The sequence below is a fragment of the Pseudomonas juntendi genome (assembly GCF_009932375.1).
GTDB classification, from domain to species: domain Bacteria; phylum Pseudomonadota; class Gammaproteobacteria; order Pseudomonadales; family Pseudomonadaceae; genus Aquipseudomonas; species Aquipseudomonas juntendi.
Map to the genome: position 1 here is coordinate 37,737 of NZ_BLJG01000047.1, position 18,510 is coordinate 56,246.

At 63.7% G+C, this 18,510-nt stretch carries 20 protein-coding genes; 16 read left to right on the plus strand and 4 right to left on the minus strand.

Annotated elements, in window-relative coordinates; all coding sequences use genetic code 11:
* The first annotated feature begins 131 nt into the window (after positions 1-131).
* The 3 genes from GYA94_RS07255 to GYA94_RS07265 are packed head-to-tail and all read left to right on the plus strand — an operon-like array spanning position 132 to position 1,807.
* Positions 132-494, plus strand: coding sequence for a CidA/LrgA family protein (locus GYA94_RS07255; protein ID WP_029885805.1), 363 nt, complete (start codon positions 132-134; stop codon positions 492-494).
* Positions 491-1,207 (plus strand): LrgB family protein, encoded by a 717-nt coding sequence (locus GYA94_RS07260; protein WP_009685817.1) that lies wholly within the window; start codon positions 491-493, stop codon positions 1,205-1,207. Before GYA94_RS07255 ends, GYA94_RS07260 begins: the two co-directional genes overlap by 4 nt.
* A 9-nt stretch (positions 1,208-1,216) precedes the next feature.
* On the plus strand, positions 1,217-1,807 hold the full coding sequence (locus GYA94_RS07265; protein ID WP_009685818.1) for an LON peptidase substrate-binding domain-containing protein: 591 nt from the start codon (positions 1,217-1,219) through the stop codon (positions 1,805-1,807).
* A 78-nt stretch (positions 1,808-1,885) separates the two neighbouring features.
* On the opposite strand, the gene GYA94_RS07270 is transcribed toward GYA94_RS07265, so the two are convergent.
* Both GYA94_RS07270 and GYA94_RS07275 read right to left on the minus strand, forming a co-directional pair.
* Entirely contained in the window at positions 1,886-3,202 is a 1,317-nt protein-coding gene (locus GYA94_RS07270; protein ID WP_110676702.1) for a bifunctional DedA family/phosphatase PAP2 family protein, read from the minus strand.
* Between the two features lie 2 nt (positions 3,203-3,204).
* Positions 3,205-3,873, minus strand: coding sequence for a DNA-3-methyladenine glycosylase (locus GYA94_RS07275; RefSeq protein WP_029885808.1), 669 nt, complete (start codon positions 3,871-3,873; stop codon positions 3,205-3,207).
* 326 nt (positions 3,874-4,199) lie between these two features.
* Between GYA94_RS07275 and GYA94_RS07280 the strand changes: the two genes are divergently transcribed.
* The 13 genes from GYA94_RS07280 to GYA94_RS07340 all read left to right on the plus strand — a co-directional run bounded on the left by GYA94_RS07280 (position 4,200) and on the right by GYA94_RS07340 (position 16,635).
* Positions 4,200-5,471 carry a glutamate-5-semialdehyde dehydrogenase gene (locus GYA94_RS07280; protein ID WP_029885809.1) on the plus strand — a complete coding sequence of 424 codons (1,272 nt, stop codon included), beginning with the start codon at positions 4,200-4,202 and terminating at the stop codon, positions 5,469-5,471.
* A gap of 1 nt (position 5,472) precedes the next feature.
* Positions 5,473-6,132, plus strand: a complete 660-nt coding sequence (nadD, locus tag GYA94_RS07285) for a nicotinate-nucleotide adenylyltransferase (protein WP_009685824.1) — start codon at positions 5,473-5,475, stop codon at positions 6,130-6,132.
* A 43-nt stretch (positions 6,133-6,175) separates the two neighbouring features.
* On the plus strand, positions 6,176-6,595 hold the full coding sequence (gene rsfS, locus GYA94_RS07290) for a ribosome silencing factor (protein WP_009685825.1): 420 nt from the start codon (positions 6,176-6,178) through the stop codon (positions 6,593-6,595).
* Positions 6,596-6,605: 10 nt separating this feature from the next.
* Positions 6,606-7,073, plus strand: coding sequence for a 23S rRNA (pseudouridine(1915)-N(3))-methyltransferase RlmH (gene rlmH / locus GYA94_RS07295; protein ID WP_009685826.1), 468 nt, complete (start codon positions 6,606-6,608; stop codon positions 7,071-7,073).
* 16 nt (positions 7,074-7,089) lie between these two features.
* On the plus strand, positions 7,090-8,979 hold the full coding sequence (gene mrdA, locus GYA94_RS07300; RefSeq protein WP_161892026.1) for a penicillin-binding protein 2: 1,890 nt from the start codon (positions 7,090-7,092) through the stop codon (positions 8,977-8,979).
* A 38-nt stretch (positions 8,980-9,017) separates the two neighbouring features.
* Positions 9,018-10,121 (plus strand): rod shape-determining protein RodA, encoded by a 1,104-nt coding sequence (rodA, locus tag GYA94_RS07305; protein WP_042131952.1) that lies wholly within the window; start codon positions 9,018-9,020, stop codon positions 10,119-10,121.
* A 17-nt stretch (positions 10,122-10,138) separates the two neighbouring features.
* The gene (mltB, locus tag GYA94_RS07310; RefSeq protein WP_009685829.1) at positions 10,139-11,149 is read left to right on the plus strand and encodes a lytic murein transglycosylase B; all 1,011 of its coding nucleotides are present in this window, start codon (positions 10,139-10,141) and stop codon (positions 11,147-11,149) included.
* A complete protein-coding gene (locus tag GYA94_RS07315) occupies positions 11,149-12,150 on the plus strand; it encodes a septal ring lytic transglycosylase RlpA family protein (protein ID WP_054906037.1) in 1,002 nt (333 codons plus the stop codon). Before mltB ends, GYA94_RS07315 begins: the two co-directional genes overlap by 1 nt.
* Positions 12,151-12,414: 264 nt before the next feature.
* Complete coding sequence (locus tag GYA94_RS07320) at positions 12,415-13,575, plus strand: D-alanyl-D-alanine carboxypeptidase family protein (protein ID WP_009685831.1); 1,161 nt, start codon at positions 12,415-12,417, stop codon at positions 13,573-13,575.
* 70 nt (positions 13,576-13,645) lie between these two features.
* Positions 13,646-13,921, plus strand: coding sequence for a DUF493 domain-containing protein (locus GYA94_RS07325; protein ID WP_009685832.1), 276 nt, complete (start codon positions 13,646-13,648; stop codon positions 13,919-13,921).
* Positions 13,921-14,568 (plus strand): lipoyl(octanoyl) transferase LipB, encoded by a 648-nt coding sequence (gene lipB / locus GYA94_RS07330; RefSeq protein ID WP_009685833.1) that lies wholly within the window; start codon positions 13,921-13,923, stop codon positions 14,566-14,568. Before GYA94_RS07325 ends, lipB begins: the two co-directional genes overlap by 1 nt.
* Positions 14,569-14,570: 2 nt before the next feature.
* Complete coding sequence (gene lipA / locus GYA94_RS07335; protein WP_009685834.1) at positions 14,571-15,587, plus strand: lipoyl synthase; 1,017 nt, start codon at positions 14,571-14,573, stop codon at positions 15,585-15,587.
* Between the two features lie 109 nt (positions 15,588-15,696).
* The gene (locus GYA94_RS07340; RefSeq protein WP_110676706.1) at positions 15,697-16,635 is read left to right on the plus strand and encodes a S66 peptidase family protein; all 939 of its coding nucleotides are present in this window, start codon (positions 15,697-15,699) and stop codon (positions 16,633-16,635) included.
* A 91-nt stretch (positions 16,636-16,726) separates the two neighbouring features.
* Here GYA94_RS07340 and GYA94_RS07345 read toward each other — a convergent pair whose 3' ends face one another.
* Positions 16,727-18,043 (minus strand): lytic murein transglycosylase, encoded by a 1,317-nt coding sequence (locus GYA94_RS07345; RefSeq protein WP_009685837.1) that lies wholly within the window; start codon positions 18,041-18,043, stop codon positions 16,727-16,729.
* Between the two features lie 60 nt (positions 18,044-18,103).
* Positions 18,104-18,268: an alternative ribosome rescue factor ArfA gene (gene arfA / locus GYA94_RS07350; RefSeq protein ID WP_009685838.1), complete on the minus strand. Its 165-nt coding sequence runs from the start codon at positions 18,266-18,268 to the stop codon at positions 18,104-18,106.
* Positions 18,269-18,510 lie beyond the last annotated feature (242 nt).

An 18,510-nucleotide genomic window follows, 5' to 3' on the forward strand; every position in this document is an offset into this window, starting at 1 on the left:
CAGGTTGTCAGTTGGTACGAAAGTGCAAGATCAGCACGCTCGGCCATTGCAGTCAAGTTGTCCGCTTTTCGGCGAATATCGATCTATAGCACGGCGTGCTTATAATGGCGCCATGCCCAAGGGAGATGCTTATGCTGTTGCGTGGTCTGACCTGGCTGGTGCTGTTCCAGCTGTTGGGAACGGCGATCAACCACCTGTTGCTGCCGGTTTTGCCGGGCCCGATCATTGGCCTGTTGCTGCTGCTGGGCTTCCTCATGGCCCGCGGCGAGGTTGGCAAGCCACTGAATGAAGCGGCCAGCAGCCTGCTGCGCTACCTGCCGCTGTTGCTGGTACCGCCGGCGGTGGGGGTGATGGTCTATGCCCGGGATATCGCTGCCGACTTCTGGGCGATTGTCGGCGCCCTGCTGATTTCCTGCTTGCTGACCCTGGTTTTCGTCGGGGTGCTGATGCAGAAACTGATCCAGCGCCAGAGCAAGCGCGAGGAGCAGCCATGATGCTTGACTGGCAAGGCGCCCTGGATGCGGTCGTGCACCACCCTTTGTTTGGCATCGGTCTCACCCTGGCAGCCTACCAACTGGTGCTCGCCGCCTACGACAAGACGCGCTGGATCTTCCTGCAGCCGGTGTTGGTGTCGATGCTGCTGGTGATCGGCGTGCTGCTGGCGTGCGGCATCGACTACAGCGAATACCGCAACAGCACGCAAATCATGAATACCCTGCTGGGCCCGGCCACCGTGGCCCTGGCGGTGCCTTTGTACCTCAACCTGCGGCGCATCCGGCAGTTGTTCTGGCCCATCTTTACTACGCTGGTAGTCGGGGGGCTGTTTGCCACCCTGTGTTGCCTGCTGCTGGGCTGGTGGTTCGGTGCCGAGCATATGATCCTGATGACCATGGCGCCCAAGTCGGTCACCTCGCCGATCGCCATGCTGGTGGCCGAGCAGATTGGCGGGGTCGCTGCCCTGGCAGCGGTGTTCGTGCTGATTACCGGGGTAATCGGCGCCATCTTCGGCCCGGCGCTGCTCAGCCGTGTTGGCGTGCACAGCCCGGAAGCCCGCGGCATGTCGCTGGGGGTGACGGCGCACGCGGTGGGCACTTCGGTGGCCCTGCAGGAAAGTGACGAATGCGGCGCCTTTGCCGCGCTTGCAATGAGCCTGATGGGCGTAGCCACGGCGGTGTTCCTGCCGTTGGCGGTGAGCCTGGTGGCCTGAGGACTGGTGATGACGCTACCGCTGTTTCCGCTCAATACCGTGCTGTTTCCTGGCTGCTTTCTCGACTTGCAGATTTTCGAGGCGCGCTACCTCGACATGATCGGGCGCTGCATGAAGCAGGGCGAAGGGTTTGGCGTGGTGTGCATCCTGGAGGGCGAGCAGGTGGGCAAGGCGCCGCCGACGGTCGCCTCGATCGGCTGCGAGGCGCTGATCCGCGATTTCGTACAGCAGGACAACGGCTTGCTGGGCATTCGCGTCGAAGGCGTGCGGCGCTTCAACCTGGACAGCACCGAGGTGCAAAAGGACCAGTTGCTGGTAGGGCAGGTGCAGTGGCTGGCCGAGCAGGCCGACAGCCCGTTGCTGGAAGCGGACGATGACCTGGTGGCGCTGCTGGTGGCCTTGGGTGAGCACCCGATGGTCGAGGCGCTGGACATGCCGCGCCCGCTGGACGGGCGCCAGGCGCTGGCCAACCAGCTGGCTTACCTGCTGCCGTTCATGGAAGAAGACAAGCTGGACCTGCTGAGCCTCGACTCGCCGCAGCAGCGGCTGGGCGAGATCCAGAAATTGCTGGAGCGGATTCAGGGCGAGCTGTTTGCCTGAGGTGAGAGTTGCCTGCGCCGGCCTGTTGGTAGCGGAGCCTGTTTACTAGCGGCTTGCCCCATCGACAGGCTGGCAACATCAATAGTGATACCTGGCCAACGCCTGCGGCAGTGCGTGCATGGCAAAAAAGGCCAACAGCGCCACGCAAGCCGGCAACACCAGCCACCATACCCGCTGCGGCAAGGCCGGCAGCGGCTGGCGGTACTGCACCAGGGTCAGGCTGAAGGCACACACGCAGCAGGCCAGCAGAGCCCCGGCGAGGATATCGGTGGGCCAGTGAGCACCCAGGTAGACCCGCGACAGGGCAATCGCCAGCGCCGGAATGCAGCCCAGCATCACCCAGGTCAGGCGCATCCGTGGCGGCTGACCGCGCCCGGCCAGCACCGCCATCACCAGGAAGAAGGCAAACGATGCCGAGCTGTGCCCGCTGGGCATGCTGTAGCTGGTCAGCGGGTCGCTCAGTACCTCGGGCCGGGCACGGGCAAACAGCCATTTGAGGGTGCCATTGGCGATTGCCGTGCCCATCAGCGCGCCACCGGCGAACACGGCGTGACGCCATTGCCGGGCCAGCAGCAACAGGCCGGTCAGCAAGCCGCCCAGGAACAGCTGGGTTCTGAAGTCGCCCAGGCGGGTGACCAGGACCACGGTGCCATCGATGGCCTGGCTGCGGTGCTCCTGCACCAGGGTCATCACGCCTTGGTCGAATTCATGCAGGTACGGCCAGCCCAGAAAAATGCCGGCCAGGGCGAGCAGGCTCAAGCCGGCAACCAGCCGGGTGCCGTGGCGTTGATCGCGAATGCTGCTGTTCAGGCTCAGGCCGATTAGCGCAGCCAGGCCGCCGGCGAGGATGCCGGCGTCCAGCCAGAAGCCCTCTGGCAAGGGCAGGCGCATGGCAGCCCCCGTGGCCCAGCCAGGCAGCAGGTAGGCCACTGACCAACCCGCGCCGGCCACCAGGCTGACGGCGATGAAGCGTGGCAGCGGCATGTCGAACATGCCGGCGACCATCGGCAGCATGGGGCGCAGCGGGCCGATGAAGCGGCCGACCAGCAGGCTGGCGATGCCGTAGCGCTGGAAGTAGGTTTCGGCACTGCCGATCCACTCCGGGTGATGGCGCAGCAATGGCAGCCGGCGGATGTTCTGGTGGAAGTACTTGCCCACCGTGTATGACAGGGCGTCGCCCAGCAGCCCGCCGAGAAAACCCAGCAGCAAGGTCTCGCCCAGGCTGAAGGTGCCGCTACCGGCCAGTACCGCCACGGCGAACAGCAGCACCGTACCCGGCACGATGATGCCGGCGATGGCCAGGCATTCGACGCAGGCCACCAGGAAAATCGCCACGCCAAGCCACTGTGGGTTGGCGCTGAGCCAGCCGGTCAGGCTGTCGAGCCATTGGCCCATGGTCAGCTTCCTTGTTCGAGAATGAAGAAATCGCGACCTTCGACTTGGCCGCGGCGCAAGGGGTTCCGCGTGCAGAAACGCGCGTACTCGGCATCGACGAAGCGGTATGGCAAGTGCTCGTCGCGCCCGTGCGGGATACCCAGGCGGGTGGCCTGGATCACCTTCGGCACGGGGCTGCCACAATCCTCCACATACAGGCGCTCGGCGTCGAAGCGCCGGGCGTCCCACTGTGGCACTTTCAAGCCCAAGGCGCGGCACAGCAGCGTTTGCCCGGCGCACAGGCGTTCCGGCGGGCGCAGCTTGCCACTGGCATCGGGGTTGTTCAGTTGCATCTGGGCCAGGCTGTTGGGGCCCGAGCGGGCGTCCTGCCAAGGATAGGCGGACTTGATGAGCACTGCGTTGCCAGGGCCGTGGGCGCTGAAGTTCAGCGAGTCGCCGCCGCGCGCGTAGTACATGTAGATATGCCCGCCATCGAGGAACAGCGCCTTGCGCTTCTCGGTGTAGCCGAGCGAGGCATGGCTGCCTTTGTCGGTGAGGTAGTAGGCCTCGGTTTCGATGATGCGCGCCGCCAGCCACAGGTCGCCCTGGCGATGGCGGATGACCTTGCCCAGCAGGGCTTTGGCCAGGGTTTGAGCGTCGCGGTCGAAAAAGCTGTCGGGCAGGGCTGGCATGCGGGCTGTTCGCGGTTTGGGGACGCCAGATGATAGCAATGAATCGCTTAATCGAGGCTGAATCGAGTGTGGTGTTGGCGGGGCCGGCCCTTTCGCGGGCATACCCGCTCCCACAGGTACTGCATGGCCCAAGGCCTTGTGAAATCCCTGTGGGAGCGGGCGCGCCCGCGAAAGGGCCACAGCAGGAGAGTGATTTCGATAAGAGCGGTTACATCTTTCCTGCATATTGCCCAGGCCATTTTCGACCATCCGCCACCCACCGCTGGGCGTATACCTGCGCGGCAGTTATAATCAGCCGATTTCCCCTTCGCCAAGACACCGAACCCATGACTGAGTCCGTTCTTGACTATATGACCCGCCTGGGTCGCGCTGCCCGCGAGGCGTCCCGGGTCATCGGCCGTGCCAGCACTGCGCAGAAGAACCGCGCCCTGTTGGCCGCCGCCGATGCGCTGGATGCTGCCCGCGCCGAGCTCACCGCTGCCAACGAACTGGACCTGGCCGCCGGCCGTGCCAATGGCCTGGAGCCTGCGCTGCTGGACCGCCTGGCGCTGACCCCGGCCCGCATCGACGGCATGATCACCGGCCTGCGCCAGGTGGCCAGCCTGCCGGACCCGGTGGGCGCCATCCGGGACATGAGCTACCGCCCATCGGGCATCCAGGTCGGCAAGATGCGTACGCCACTGGGGGTGATCGGGATCATCTACGAGTCGCGCCCCAACGTGACCATCGATGCCGCCAGCCTGTGCCTGAAGTCGGGTAACGCCACCATCCTGCGTGGCGGCTCCGAAGCCATTCATTCCAACCGCGCCATCGCCACCTGCATCCAGCGTGGCCTGGCCGCTGCCGACCTGCCGGCCGCGGTGGTCCAGGTGGTCGAAACCACCGACCGCGAGGCCGTGGGCGCGCTGATCAGCATGCCTGCGTTCGTCGATGTCATCGTCCCCCGTGGTGGCCGTGGCCTCATCGAGCGCATCAGCCGCGATGCCCGTGTGCCGGTGATCAAGCACCTGGACGGTATCTGCCACATCTATGTCAGCCAGCATGCCGACCTGGACAAGGCCTGGAATGTGGCATTCAACGCCAAGACATACCGCTACGGCATTTGCGGGGCCATGGAAACGCTGCTGGTCGACCAGCAGGTGGCCGAGCGCTTCCTGCCGGAAATGGCCCGCCGCTTCCGGGACAAAGGCGTGGAACTACGGGGTTGCGAGCGCACCCAGGCACTCATCGACGCCAAACCGGCTACCGAAGACGACTGGCACACCGAGTACCTGGACGCGATCCTAGCAATTCGCGTGGTCGACGGCCTGGACCAGGCTATCGAACACATCAATCACTATGGCTCGCACCACACCGACTCGATCATCAGCGAACACCAGGGCGAAGCCCGCCAGTTCATGGCGGAGGTCGATTCGGCATCGGTCATGCTCAACACCCCAACCTGTTTCGCCGATGGCTTCGAGTACGGGCTGGGCGCGGAAATCGGCATTTCCACCGACAAGCTGCATGCCCGCGGCCCCGTCGGCCTGGAGGGGCTGACCTGCGAAAAATACGTCGTCATCGGTGACGGCCAGTTGCGCGGTCAGGGGTCCTGCTGAGTTGAGCAAGGCCCAGGCAGTCCGGCGCATCGGCATTCTCGGCGGAACGTTCGATCCGGTGCACATCGGCCACCTGCGCAGCGCGCTGGAAGTGGCCGAGTTCATGGGGCTGGACGAACTGCGCCTGCTGCCCAATGCCCGGCCGCCGCACCGCGATACCCCGCAGGTGGCCGCGCAAGACCGCCTGGCCATGGTGCGCGAAGCAGTACAGGGGGTGGCCTGCCTGAGCGTCGACGCCCGTGAGCTTGAGCGTGACAAGCCGTCGTACACCATCGACACACTGGAGTCGGTCCGTGCCGAACTGGCCGGTAACGACCAGTTGTTCCTGGTGCTGGGCTGGGATGCCTTCTGTGGCTTGCCCAACTGGCACCGCTGGGAAGAATTGCTGCAACACTGTCACATTCTGGTGCTGCAACGCCCGGATGCCGACGTAGAACCCCCTGACGAGCTGCGCAACCTGCTGGCTGCGCGCTCGGAGAGCGATCCCACCGCCATGTCCGGCCCGGCGGGAAATATTTCGTTCGTCTGGCAGACACCGCTTGCGGTGTCGGCTACACAGATCCGACAGCTGCTGGCCAGCGGCAAATCGGTGAGGTTCCTGGTGCCGGACGCCGTACTGGCCTATATCGAGGCGCACGAACTGTATCGTGCGCCCAACTGACGGCGCCCCTGGCGCCTCATCCAACGAGTTGAACGAGTTTTATATGACCAAGCAGAAAATTTACGGCGAAGAACTGGTCGCAGTGACCAAGGCCGCGCTGGAAGACGTGAAGGCCCAGGACATCCAGGTCATCGACGTGCGCGAGAAGCACAGCCTGACCGATTACATGATCATTGCCACCGGTACCTCCAACCGCCAGATCAACGCCATGGCCGAAAAGGTCCGTGAAGCCGTCAAGGCCAAGGGCGCACAGCCTCTGGGCGAAGAAGGCAAGGGCGACAGCGATTGGGTGCTGCTGGACCTGAACGACGTCATCGTGCACATGATGACCGCCGCTGCGCGCCAGTTCTACGACCTGGAGCGCCTGTGGCAAGGCGCCGAGCAAAGCCGTGCTGCCGATGGCAAGCACCACAGCCCGGACCATGCCCACGAGTACTCCGACAAGCTCAAAGACCGCGAATAAGGGCAGCGCCGTGCGTTTGCGCCTGATTGCGGTCGGCTCGCGCATGCCGAAGTGGGTCGAGGAAGGCTGGCATGAATATGCCAAGCGCCTGCCCGCCGAGCTGTCGCTGGAGCTGGTGGAAATTCCGCTGAACACCCGTGGCAAGAATGCCGACGTCGCCCGCCTGATCCGTCAGGAGGGCGAGGCCATGCTGAGCAAGGTGCAGCCCGGGGAACGCATCGTTACCCTGGAGGTCCATGGCAAGCCCTGGAGTACCGAGCAACTGGCGGGCGAGCTGGATCGCTGGCGGCTGGACGCGCGCACGGTCAATTTGATGGTTGGCGGCCCGGAGGGCCTGGCGCCTGAGGTTTGCGCGCGCGCCGAGCAACGCTGGTCGCTGTCGCCGCTGACCCTGCCACACCCGTTGGTAAGGATACTCATCGGCGAGCAGATCTACCGCGCCTGGACCGTGTTGTCCGGGCACCCTTACCACAAATGAGCCTGTAAGCCGTCCGATGTCGCAGCCGATCCGTCTCAAGGACCACGAGAAAGACGCCCGCCTGGTGCGTAACCGCGTCGTGGTCGGCGCAATCGCGGTGGTGCTGCTGGTGTGCGTGCTGATCGCGCGGCTGTACTACCTGCAGATCATCCAGTACGACTACCACTCCACGCTGTCGGAGAACAACCGGGTGCATGTGCAGCCGATCCCGCCGACCCGCGGGTTGATCTTCGACCGTAACGGCGTGATCGTGGCCGACAACCGGCCCAGTTTCAGCCTGTCGATGACCCGCGAACGCGCGGGGAACTGGCAGGAAGTACTGGACACCATCGTCGAAGTGCTGGAATTGACCGAAGACGACCGCGCCCTGTTCGAGAAGCGCATGCGCCAGGGCCGCCGGCCGTTCGAGCCGGTGCCGATCCTGTTCGAGCTCAACGAAGAACAGATTGCCCGGGTGGCGGTCAACCAGTTCCGCCTGCCGGGTGTCGAGGTGGTCGCGCAGCTGGTGCGGCATTACCCACAGGGGGCGCACTTCGCCCATTCGGTGGGTTACGTGGGGCGGATCAACGAGAAAGAGCTGAAAACCCTCGACCCGGTGAACTACAGCGGTACCCACCATATCGGCAAGACCGGCATCGAGCGCTTCTACGAGGATGCGCTGCACGGCCAGGTCGGTTACGAGGAAGTCGAGACCAACGCCCGCGGCCGCGTGCTGCGGGTGCTCAAGCGCACCGACCCCAAGCCGGGCAAGGACATCGTGCTGAGCCTGGACATCAAGCTGCAGGAAGCCGCCGAGGCCGCCCTGGGTGGCCGCCGGGGCGCCGTGGTGGCGCTGGACCCGCGCACTGGCGAGGTTCTGGCCATGGTCAGCCAGCCAAGCTTCGATCCCAACCTGTTCGTCACCGGCATCAGCTTCAAGGCGTATGCCGAGTTGCGTGATTCGATCGACCGGCCGCTGTTCAACCGCGTGTTGCGCGGCCTGTACCCGCCGGGCTCCACCATCAAGCCGGCGGTGGCGATTGCCGGCCTGGACAGCGGTGTGGTCAACGCCAGTAGCCGGGTATTCGACCCTGGCTACTACCAACTGCCCAACTACGACCACAAATACCGTAACTGGAACCGCTCGGGTGATGGCTGGGTCGACCTGGACACCGCGATCATGCGCTCCAACGACACCTACTTCTACGACCTTGCGCACAAGATGGGCATCGACCGGCTGTCCAGTTACATGAACAAGTTCGGCATCGGCCAGCGGGTATCCCTGGACATGTTCGAGGAATCTGCCGGGCTGATGCCATCGCGGGAATGGAAGCGCGCCACCCGCCGCCAGGCCTGGTTCCCCGGTGAAACCCTGATTCTTGGCATTGGCCAGGGCTACATGCAGGCGACGCCGTTGCAACTGGCCCAGGCCATTGCGCTGATCGCCAACAAAGGCGTATGGAACCGCCCGCACCTGGCCAAGACCATCGAAGGCCAGCCGCCGGTGGACGAAAACCCCATGGCGAACATCGTGCTGCGGGACAAGTCGGACTGGGCCAAGGTCACCCACGGCATGGAGCAGGTGATGCACAACGCCCGCGGTACCGCACGCAAGGCCGCCCTCGGTGCCCAATACCGCATCGCCGGCAAGAGCGGTACCGCCCAGGTGGTGGCGATCAAGCAGGGTGAAAAGTACGACCGTAACAAACTTCAGGAGCGCCACCGTGACCACGCCCTGTTCGTTGCCTTCGCTCCGGCCGAAGCACCGCAGATCGTGGTGTCGGTGATGGTCGAGAACGGCGAGTCCGGTTCGGGTGTTGCGGCACCGGTGGTCCGCCAGATCATGGACGCCTGGCTGCTCGACGAAAATGGCCGTCTCAAGCCCGAGTTCGCGCCTGCTACCGCTACCCAGGAATCAGCCCTGTGATGAACAATTTCGATCGCATGCTCTCCAGTGAGGATGTGATGCGTCGGCGCGCCAGCTTCCTGCAGCGCATTCATGTCGACGGCCCCTTGCTGGTCATCCTGCTGACCCTCGCCGCCGGCAGCCTGTTCGTGCTGTATTCGGCCAGCGGCAAGAACTGGGACCTGCTGCTCAAGCAGGCGACCTCGTTCGGCATCGGTCTGGTGTCGATGTTCGTCATCGCCCAGCTGGAGCCGCGCTTCATGGCCCGCTGGGTGCCGCTGGCCTACCTCACCGGGGTGCTGCTGCTGGTGGTGGTGGATGTGATGGGCCATAACGCCATGGGCGCCACGCGCTGGATCAATATCCCGGGGGTGATCCGCTTCCAGCCCTCGGAATTCATGAAGATCATCATGCCGGCGACCATTGCCTGGTACCTGTCCAAGCGCACCTTGCCGCCGCACCTGAAGCACGTGGCCATCAGCCTGGTGCTGATCGGCGTGCCATTCATCCTGATCGTGCGCCAGCCCGACCTGGGCACCGCACTGCTGATCCTGGCATCGGGAGCCTTCGTGCTGTTCATGGGTGGCCTGCGCTGGCGCTGGATCCTCAGCGTATTGGCAGCGGCGGTGCCAGTGGCGGTGGCGATGTGGTTCTTTGTCATGCACGACTATCAGAAGCAGCGGGTACTGACCTTCCTCGACCCGGAAAGCGACCCGCTGGGCACCGGCTGGAACATCATCCAGTCCAAGGCGGCAATCGGTTCGGGCGGGGTGTTCGGCAAAGGCTGGCTGCTCGGCACCCAGTCGCACCTAGACTTCCTTCCGGAAAGCCATACCGACTTCATCATCGCCGTGCTCGGCGAGGAGTTCGGCCTGGTCGGTATCTGCCTGCTGCTGATCGTCTACCTGCTGTTGATCGGCCGTGGCCTGATGATTACCGCCCAGGCCCAGACCCTGTTCGGCAAGCTGCTGGCGGGTAGCCTGACCATGACCTTCTTTGTCTACGTATTCGTCAATATCGGCATGGTCAGCGGCCTGCTGCCCGTAGTGGGCGTGCCGCTGCCCTTTATCAGCTATGGCGGAACATCCTTGGTAACGCTGCTGTCAGCGTTTGGCGTTCTCATGTCGATCCATACGCACCGAAAATGGATCGCACAGGTTTGAAAAAGGTGAACAATTTGATGCAAGCAGTGCGTAACTGGGCTGCCCGTTGTGCGCCGTGGGTCGGCGCGGTGGGCCTGTTCGGCGCTGTACAGCTGGCCCATGCCGGCGACTATGAGGGTTCGCCACAGGTGGCCGAGCTGGTGGGCGAAATGAGCCGTGACTACGGTTTTGCCCCGGAGCAGCTGATGGGGGTGTTCCGTGAGGTGCAGCGCAAGCAGTCGATTCTGGATGCCATCTCGCGCCCTGCCGAGCGGGTAAAGCCGTGGAAGGACTACCGGCCGATGTTCATCACCGATGCGCGCATTGCCCGCGGGGTGGACTTCTGGCGCCAGCACGAGGCGGTGCTGGCCCGCGCCGAGCAGGAGTACGGGGTGCCGGCGCAATATATCGTCGCGATCATCGGGGTCGAAACCTTCTTCGGCCGCAACACCGGCAACTACCGAGTGATCGATGCCCTGTCGACGCTGGGCTTCGACTACCCGCCGCGCGCCGAGTTCTTCCGCAAGGAGCTGCGCGAGTTCCTGCTGCTGGCGCGCGACGAGCAGCTGGACCCGTTGACCCTCAAAGGCTCCTACGCCGGTGCCATGGGCCTTCCACAGTTCATGCCGAGCAGTTTTCGCAACTACGCGGTGGACTTCGACGGTGACGGCCACATCAACATCTGGAACAACCCGGACGATGCCATTGGCAGCGTGGCCAACTACTTCAAGCGCCACGGCTGGGTAGCCGGCGAAGGCGTGGTCAGCCGCGCCTGGGTAGAAGGTGCGCGCGCCGACGAAGGCCTGACCACCGGTATCGAGCCGGTCAAGACCGCGGGGGAGTTGCGCGCGCTTGGCTGGTCGGTTCATGATTCGCTGCGCGATGATCTGCCGGTTACGGCCTTCCGGCTCGAAGGCGACAATGGCCCCGAGTACTGGATGGGGCTGAAGAACTTCTACGCGATCACTCGCTACAACCGCAGCGTGATGTATGCCATGGCGGTGCATCAGCTCGCGGAACAGCTGGTTCAAGTACGGGGCGTCAAGTAATGCGCGCAATCATCTCTGCACACTCTTTCAAGCTGCTCACCTGCCTCGCCGTTGGCCTGGTGCTGGCCAGTTGCTCTTCCAACCGCCCGGCCCCGCAAAAAAGCAGCGGCAACGTGGTACGCAGCCAGCCGGGCCTGGATATCAACCGGGCACACAAGGATGGCGCGCCGTGGTGGGACGTGGATGTGAACAAGATTCCCGACGCCACGCCGACCGTGCACACCGGTAACTACAAGGCCAACCCCTACACGGTGCTGGGCAAGACCTACTACCCCATGCAGGACTCGCGCAACTACCGCGCCGAGGGTACTGCGTCCTGGTACGGCACCAAGTTTCACGGGCAGAACACCGCCAATGGTGAGCTGTACGACCTGTACGGCATGAGTGCCGCGCACAAGACCTTGCCGCTGCCGGCCTATGTGCGCGTGACCAACCTGGCCAACGGTCGTAGCGTGATTCTGCGGGTCAATGACCGTGGGCCGTTCTATTCCGACCGCATCATCGACCTGTCCTATGCCGCAGCGAAAAAGCTCGGCTATGCCGAAATCGGCACCGCACACGTGCGTGTCGAGGGCATCGACCCGCAACAATGGTGGGCCCAGCGTGGCCAGACACCACCGATGGTGCTGAAGGAGCCCCAGGTGGCCCAGACCCAGGCGGTGCCGGCCACGACCGGGCGGGTCGAGCAATGGACGCCGCCGCCGCAGCAGCACGCGGCGCCGGTGGTGCCGGTACAGGTAGGGGGCAACAACGTCCCCGGTGGCAATGGCGGCAGCTTCCTGCAGGTGGGTGCCTTCGCCAACCCGGATGCCGCCGAATTGCTGCGCTCCAAGCTCAGCACCATGGTCAGCGCGCCGGTGTTCATCAGCTCGATCGTGCGTAACCAGCAGACCCTGCACCGCGTGCGGCTGGGGCCGATCGGCAGCCAGGGCGAGATCCAGCAAGCCCAGGACAGCATCCGCCTGGCGAACTTGGGGCAGGCCAAGCTGGTCACAGACTGAGCTCAGCTACAAGCAACCGGCTGCAAGCTGCAAGAAGACCCTGCGCCCAGCCGCTTTGTCTTTCAGCTTGCAGCTTGAAACTCTTGCTGTCGGTTTTGTCATGAACTGCCGGGCTCGGCCATGTACAATGTCGGCTTTTGCCCGCAGCGACATAAAGCCGCACTGTAGCGGGCCAGGCCTCTGGCCATAAAACTAGACTGACTGGCGCTGGGCGCATGATGTTGCCCAGGGAACATCAGACCATTAGCGATTTTCGAGAGACGGATGAACATCACCAACCTTGCCAAACGACTTTGCCTGCCTGTACTGCTGCTGATCACGCCTGCCGCCTTCGCGGCCGAGCAGATGACACCGGCACCACCGCAACTGGCAGCCAAGTCCTACGTACTCATGGACGCGTCCAGCGGCAACGTGCTGGTCGAAAACAACGGTGACGAGCGCCTGCCGCCAGCCAGCCTGACCAAGCTGATGACCGCCTACATCGCCACCCTGGACATCCGCCGTGGCCAGATCGGCGAGAACGACCCGGTTACCGTCAGTGAAAACGCCTGGCGTACCGGCGGTTCGCGCATGTTCATCAAGGTTGGCAGCCAGGTCACCGTCAGCGACCTGCTGCACGGCATCATCATCCAGTCCGGCAACGATGCCTCGGTCGCCCTGTCCGAGCACATCGCCGGCAGCGAAGATGCGTTCGCCGACATGATGAACAAGACCGCGGCCGACCTGGGCATGACCAACAGCCACTTCATGAACCCGACTGGCCTGCCGAACCCAGACCACTACTCGTCGGCCCATGACATGGCGGTACTGGCCCGGGCGATCATCAACGTCGACCCGGCGCACTACGCCATCTATTCGCAGAAAGAGTTCTTCTGGAACAACATCAAGCAGCCTAACCGCAACCTGCTGCTGTGGCGTGACAAGACCGTCGACGGCCTGAAAACCGGCCACACCGAAGAAGCAGGCTACTGCATGGTGGCTTCGGCGGTACGCGATGGCCAGCGCCTGATCGCGGTGGTGTTCGGCACCAACAGCGAACAAGCGCGTGCTGCCGAAACCCAGAAGCTGCTGACCTACGGCTTCCGCTTCTTCGAAACCCAGACCTTCTACCAGAAGGGCACCGAGCTGACCCAGGCGCCGGTGTGGAAGGGCGCCACTGGCCAAGTCAAGGCCGGCCTGGCCGACGACCTGACCATGACCATGCCTAAAGGCCAGCTCAAGCGCCTGGTCGCCACGATGACCATGAACCCGCAGCTCACCGCGCCAATCGCCAAAGGTGACGTGATCGGCAAAGTGGAAGTCAAACTGGACGAGAAAGTGGTTCACAGCGCCGACCTGATCGCCCTCGATGGCGTCGAGGAAGGTGGTTTCTTCCGCCGTATGTGGGATAGCATCCGTCTATTCTTCTACGGGTTGTTCAACTGATACGTGACCTGCACACCCCCGCGCATCACGCGGGGGTGTTGTTGCCACGGCTTACGAGGCCGTTTCCGCCATGAGCGAACCAGACGTCAAGTCGCACAAGATCGAATTCCCTTGCGCCGATTACCCGATCAAAGTCATCGGTGACACCGTTGTCGGCTTCAAGGACACGGTTATCGAGATTCTCAGCAAGCACGCCAAAGTCGACCTTTCCACCCTGGCCGAACGCCAGAGCAAGGAAGGCAAGTACACCACCGTGCAACTGCACATCGTTGCCGAAAGCGAGAACCAGCTGCACGATATCAACAGCGCCCTGCGCGCTACCGGTATCGTGAAAATGGTGCTCTGATGCCCGCCTGCCTCGGTTTTCGCGAGCTTGGCCTGCAGCCCTACCAACCGGTGCTGGAGGCCATGCGGCGCTTCACCGAGCAGCGCAGCCCGGCCAGCCAGGATGAAATCTGGCTGGTCGAGCACCCTGCGGTCTTTACCCAGGGCCAGGCCGGCAAGGCCGAGCACCTGCTGGTGCCGGGCGACATCCCGGTGGTGCAGACCGACCGCGGCGGCCAGGTGACCTACCATGGCCCCGGCCAGTTGGTGGCCTACCTGCTGCTGGATGTACGCCGGCTGGGTTTTGGTGTACGTGAGCTGGTCAGCCGTATCGAGCAGACCCTCATCGACCTGCTGGCCAGCTATGGCGTGCAGGCTTCAGCCAAGCCCGATGCGCCGGGCGTCTATGTCGATGGAGCGAAAATCGCCTCCCTCGGCCTGCGAATTCGCAACGGCCGTTCGTTTCACGGCCTTGCCCTGAACGTGGACATGGACCTTGCGCCATTCCGCCGAATCAACCCCTGCGGTTATGCGGGGCTGGCGATGACCCAGCTACGTGACCTGGCAGGCCCGATCGAACTCGACGAGGTCAGGACAAGGCTGCGCGGACAGCTGGTCAAGCACCTCGACTACGCTGAGCAGACGACCCTCACGGGCGGAATCGACTGAATATGACAACTGTGCAAGAAGCCGTGCCCAACCTGATACCTACCCAGGATGCCACCCCGCGCCCAGCGCCGAAGAAGGTGGAAGCCGGGGTCAAGCTGCGTGGCGCCGAGAAGGTGGCGCGCATCCCGGTGAAAATCATCCCGACCGACGAGTTGCCGAAAAAGCCCGACTGGATTCGCGTGCGTATCCCAGTCTCGCCGGAGGTCGACCGCATCAAGCAACTGCTGCGCAAGCACAAGCTGCACAGCGTGTGCGAGGAAGCTTCCTGCCCGAACCTGGGTGAGTGCTTCTCGGGCGGCACCGCCACCTTCATGATCATGGGTGACATCTGCACCCGTCGTTGCCCGTTCTGCGACGTAGGCCACGGCCGACCGAAGCCGCTGGACCTGGACGAGCCGAAAAACCTGGCGGTCGCCATCGCTGACCTGCGCCTGAAGTACGTGGTGATCACTTCGGTAGACCGCGACGACCTGCGTGACGGTGGTGCCCAGCACTTTGCCGACTGCATCCGCGAAATCCGCGCGCTGTCGCCAGGCGTGCAACTGGAAACCCTGGTGCCGGACTACCGCGGGCGTATGGACGTGGCACTGGAAATCACTGCGCAAGAGCCGCCGGATGTGTTCAACCACAACCTCGAAACCGTGCCGCGCCTGTACAAGGCCGCGCGCCCGGGCTCTGACTACGACTGGTCGCTGGACCTGTTGCAGAAGTTCAAGCAGTTGGTGCCGCATGTACCCACCAAGTCGGGCCTGATGCTGGGCCTGGGTGAAACCGACGAAGAAGTGATCGAAGTGATGCACCGCATGCGCGAGCATGACATCGACATGCTTACCCTCGGTCAGTACCTGCAACCGTCGCGCAGCCACCTGCCGGTGCAGCGTTTCGTGCACCCCGACACCTTTGCCTGGTTCGCCGAGGAAGGCTACAAGATGGGCTTCAAGAACGTGGCTTCCGGCCCGCTGGTGCGCTCTTCGTACCATGCCGACCAGCAGGCGCACGAAGCCAAGATCAAGCTCTGAGCCTGGCTGAAACACAAATGCCGATGCTTGCCGAAAGGGCAGCATCGGCATTTTTTTTTGTGGCCGACAAGCCCTAAGCTACACGCGACAAGTTGTTTGGAGCTGCATGATGAATTGTGTCGATAGCGTTCACCTCCACCTGCCCAAGGCAACCCCGCAGGACGCCTGCTTCGCCATCATTGCCCCGGCGGGCGCGGCGCGGCTGGACCCGGGCAAGGTCAGCCAGTGGTTCGCCGAACGCGGTTACCGGTGCCGCATCTTCCCAGGTGCCCTGCAGGCACAGGGTTATCTGGCAGGGCCCGACCAGCAGCGTTTGCAAGACCTGCATGATGCCTTTGCCGACCCAGCCATCGACGCCATTCTGTGCATGCGTGGCGGCTATGGCAGCATGCGCCTGCTCGACCAGCTGGATTTCCAGCTGATACGGCGCAACCCCAAGCCGCTGATTGGCTACAGCGATATCACGGCGCTGCATACGGCCCTTTATCGGCATGCCGGGCTGATCACGTTCCATGGCGGGATGCTCAATGCCGACTTGCTCGGCGGCAAGCTGGCGCCGACCGAGTCGTCTTTGCTGGCCCAGCTGGGTGGGCATGTGCGCGCAGGGGAGCAGATTGCCCACCCAGCGGGCTATGCCATGAGCACGGTGCTGCCGGGGGTTGCCAGCGGGCGTTTGCTGGGTGGCAACCTGTCGATGCTGGGCGCGACGCTTGGCACCGTGGCCGAGCTGGATACCGAGGGCTGCATCCTGTTTATCGAAGACGTCAATGAGCCGCTGTACCGGGTAGACCGGCTACTGACGCAGTTGCGCCTGGCGGGCAAGCTGGCGGGCGTGAAAGGCGTGCTGGTAGGGGATTTTGCCGGGATTACCACGGCGGCGTTGGCGCCACTGCTGGAGGAAACTTTTGGGCCCTTGGGTGTGCCGGTGCTGGCGGGGTGGCGCAGTGGGCATTGTGACCCGAATGTGTGCTTGCCGCTGGGAGCTCGGGTACGGCTGGACAGTGTTCAGCAGAGCTTGGTGTTGGAGCAGGATGTGTTCAAGGCTTGAGATAGCCGGGGCTGCTTTGCAGCCCTTTCGCGACACAAGGCCGCTCCTACAGGGATCGCGTTACACCAACCTACCGCAACCCCCAGCTATCTCACTGGCTACGCAGGCTCTCAAGCAGCTTATGGGTCGGGTAACCATCCGCCGGCCACCCCAGCCCTTGCTGGGCATTGCGTATGGCCTTGCGGGTGTTGGCGCCGATAATGCCATCGGCATTGCCCGCATCATACCCCCGGCCGTTAAGCAGGTTCTGCAACTCCACGCGTTCGCTGCGGCTCAGCGGCAAGTCTTCCTTCGGCCAGCTGCCGGCAATGAAGCCCCAGCCGCTGAAGCGGTCGGCCAGCAGGCTCACCGCCAGTGCGTAGGACGATGAGTTGTTGTACTTGAGGATGGCGCGGAAGTTATCCAGTACCAGGAACGCCGGGCCGCGCGCGCCTGCTGGCAACAGCAACGCGGCAGACAGCTGGTTGCTGCCCGCTGGCAATTGGGTGCCGGTTGGCAGCTTCACACCCATTGCCAGCCACTCGCTCACCGGCCTGCGCAACGCGCCATCGGCCTGCCAGAAATCGAAGCCTGGCGGTACCTGCACCTCGAAGCCCCACGGTTGGCCACGCTTCCAGCCCGAGCTTTGCAGGTAGTGCGCGGTCGAGGCCAGGGCATCGGGGGTGCTGTTCCAGATGTCGCGGCGGCCGTCGCCGTCAAAGTCCACGGCATGGGTGTTGTAAGTGGTCGGGATGAACTGGGTCTGGCCCATGGCGCCAGCCCACGAGCCACGCATGGCCTCAGGCTGAATGTCACCATGCTGGATGATTTGCAGGGCGGCGATCAGCTGGTCCTGGGCGAACTGCGGGCGACGGCCTTCATAGGCCAGGGTCGCCAGCGAGCGGATCACCGACTTGTTGCCCTGGAACTGGCCGAAATTGCTCTCCATGCCCCACACCGCCACCAGCACCTGGCGGTCAACGCCATAGCGTTGCTCGATGCGGGTCAGCAGTTCGGCGTTCTGATCCAGCAACCGCTTGCCATTGCGCACGCGCAAAGGGGACAGCGCGCCTTCGAGGTATTCCCACACCGGGCGGCTGAACTCAGGCTGGCTGCGGTCGGCCTTGATCACGTCCATGTCGGGGGTAACCCCGAGGAAGGCGCGGTCGAAGATGCTGGGCGAAATACCCGCTTGCAAGGCTTGTTCGCGGAAACCCGCTTGCCACTGGGCGAAGGTTTGCAAAGGCTGGATTTCAGTGCTGGCGTCTGGCGTTGCACCGGGCACGGTTACCACGGGCGCAGGTTGCGCAGGGGCCAGCGGCAGCGCGTCGGCGGCGGTAGGTTTTTCCGCGCAGGCAACCAGCAGGATGAAGCTGGAGGCCGCGATCAGCTGGCGGGTTTCCCAACGGGGAGAAAGACGGAAGAGCATGCACAGATCCAGAATTGCAGGTCAGGTGCTGACCATATCATGCCTGCGCCCGCGATGCTTTCATGCCGCCAAAAAGTAGGAAGCCTCCCAATCTCTCGATTGGAAGGCTTCGCGGCGGTAGCTGCCTTTGCCTTTTTCCGGTTGTTCCTGGCGGCAGCGGAACAGCGGTTGGGCAATGATCGACTTGGCCTTGTTGGGGCCGTGCTTTTTCGGCTTTTTGCTCATGGCGGGGTTCCCGTGGTGGGTGGGTTTCGGGGCGCACTTTAGGGCCCAGGGGCGATGTGGGCCAATTGATTGTGTATATGGTTTCCAGGCCCTATCGCTGGCAAGCCACACAGGGGTCGCCTTAGGGCTGACAGGTGTTTGCCACAAGGTATGGCAGCGCCTGTTAGAGCGAGCGCCGCCCGCGCGGCGCCACGCGACCCGCGCTCGCTCGTCGCAAAGCACCGACCGCCCTGACCAGTGGG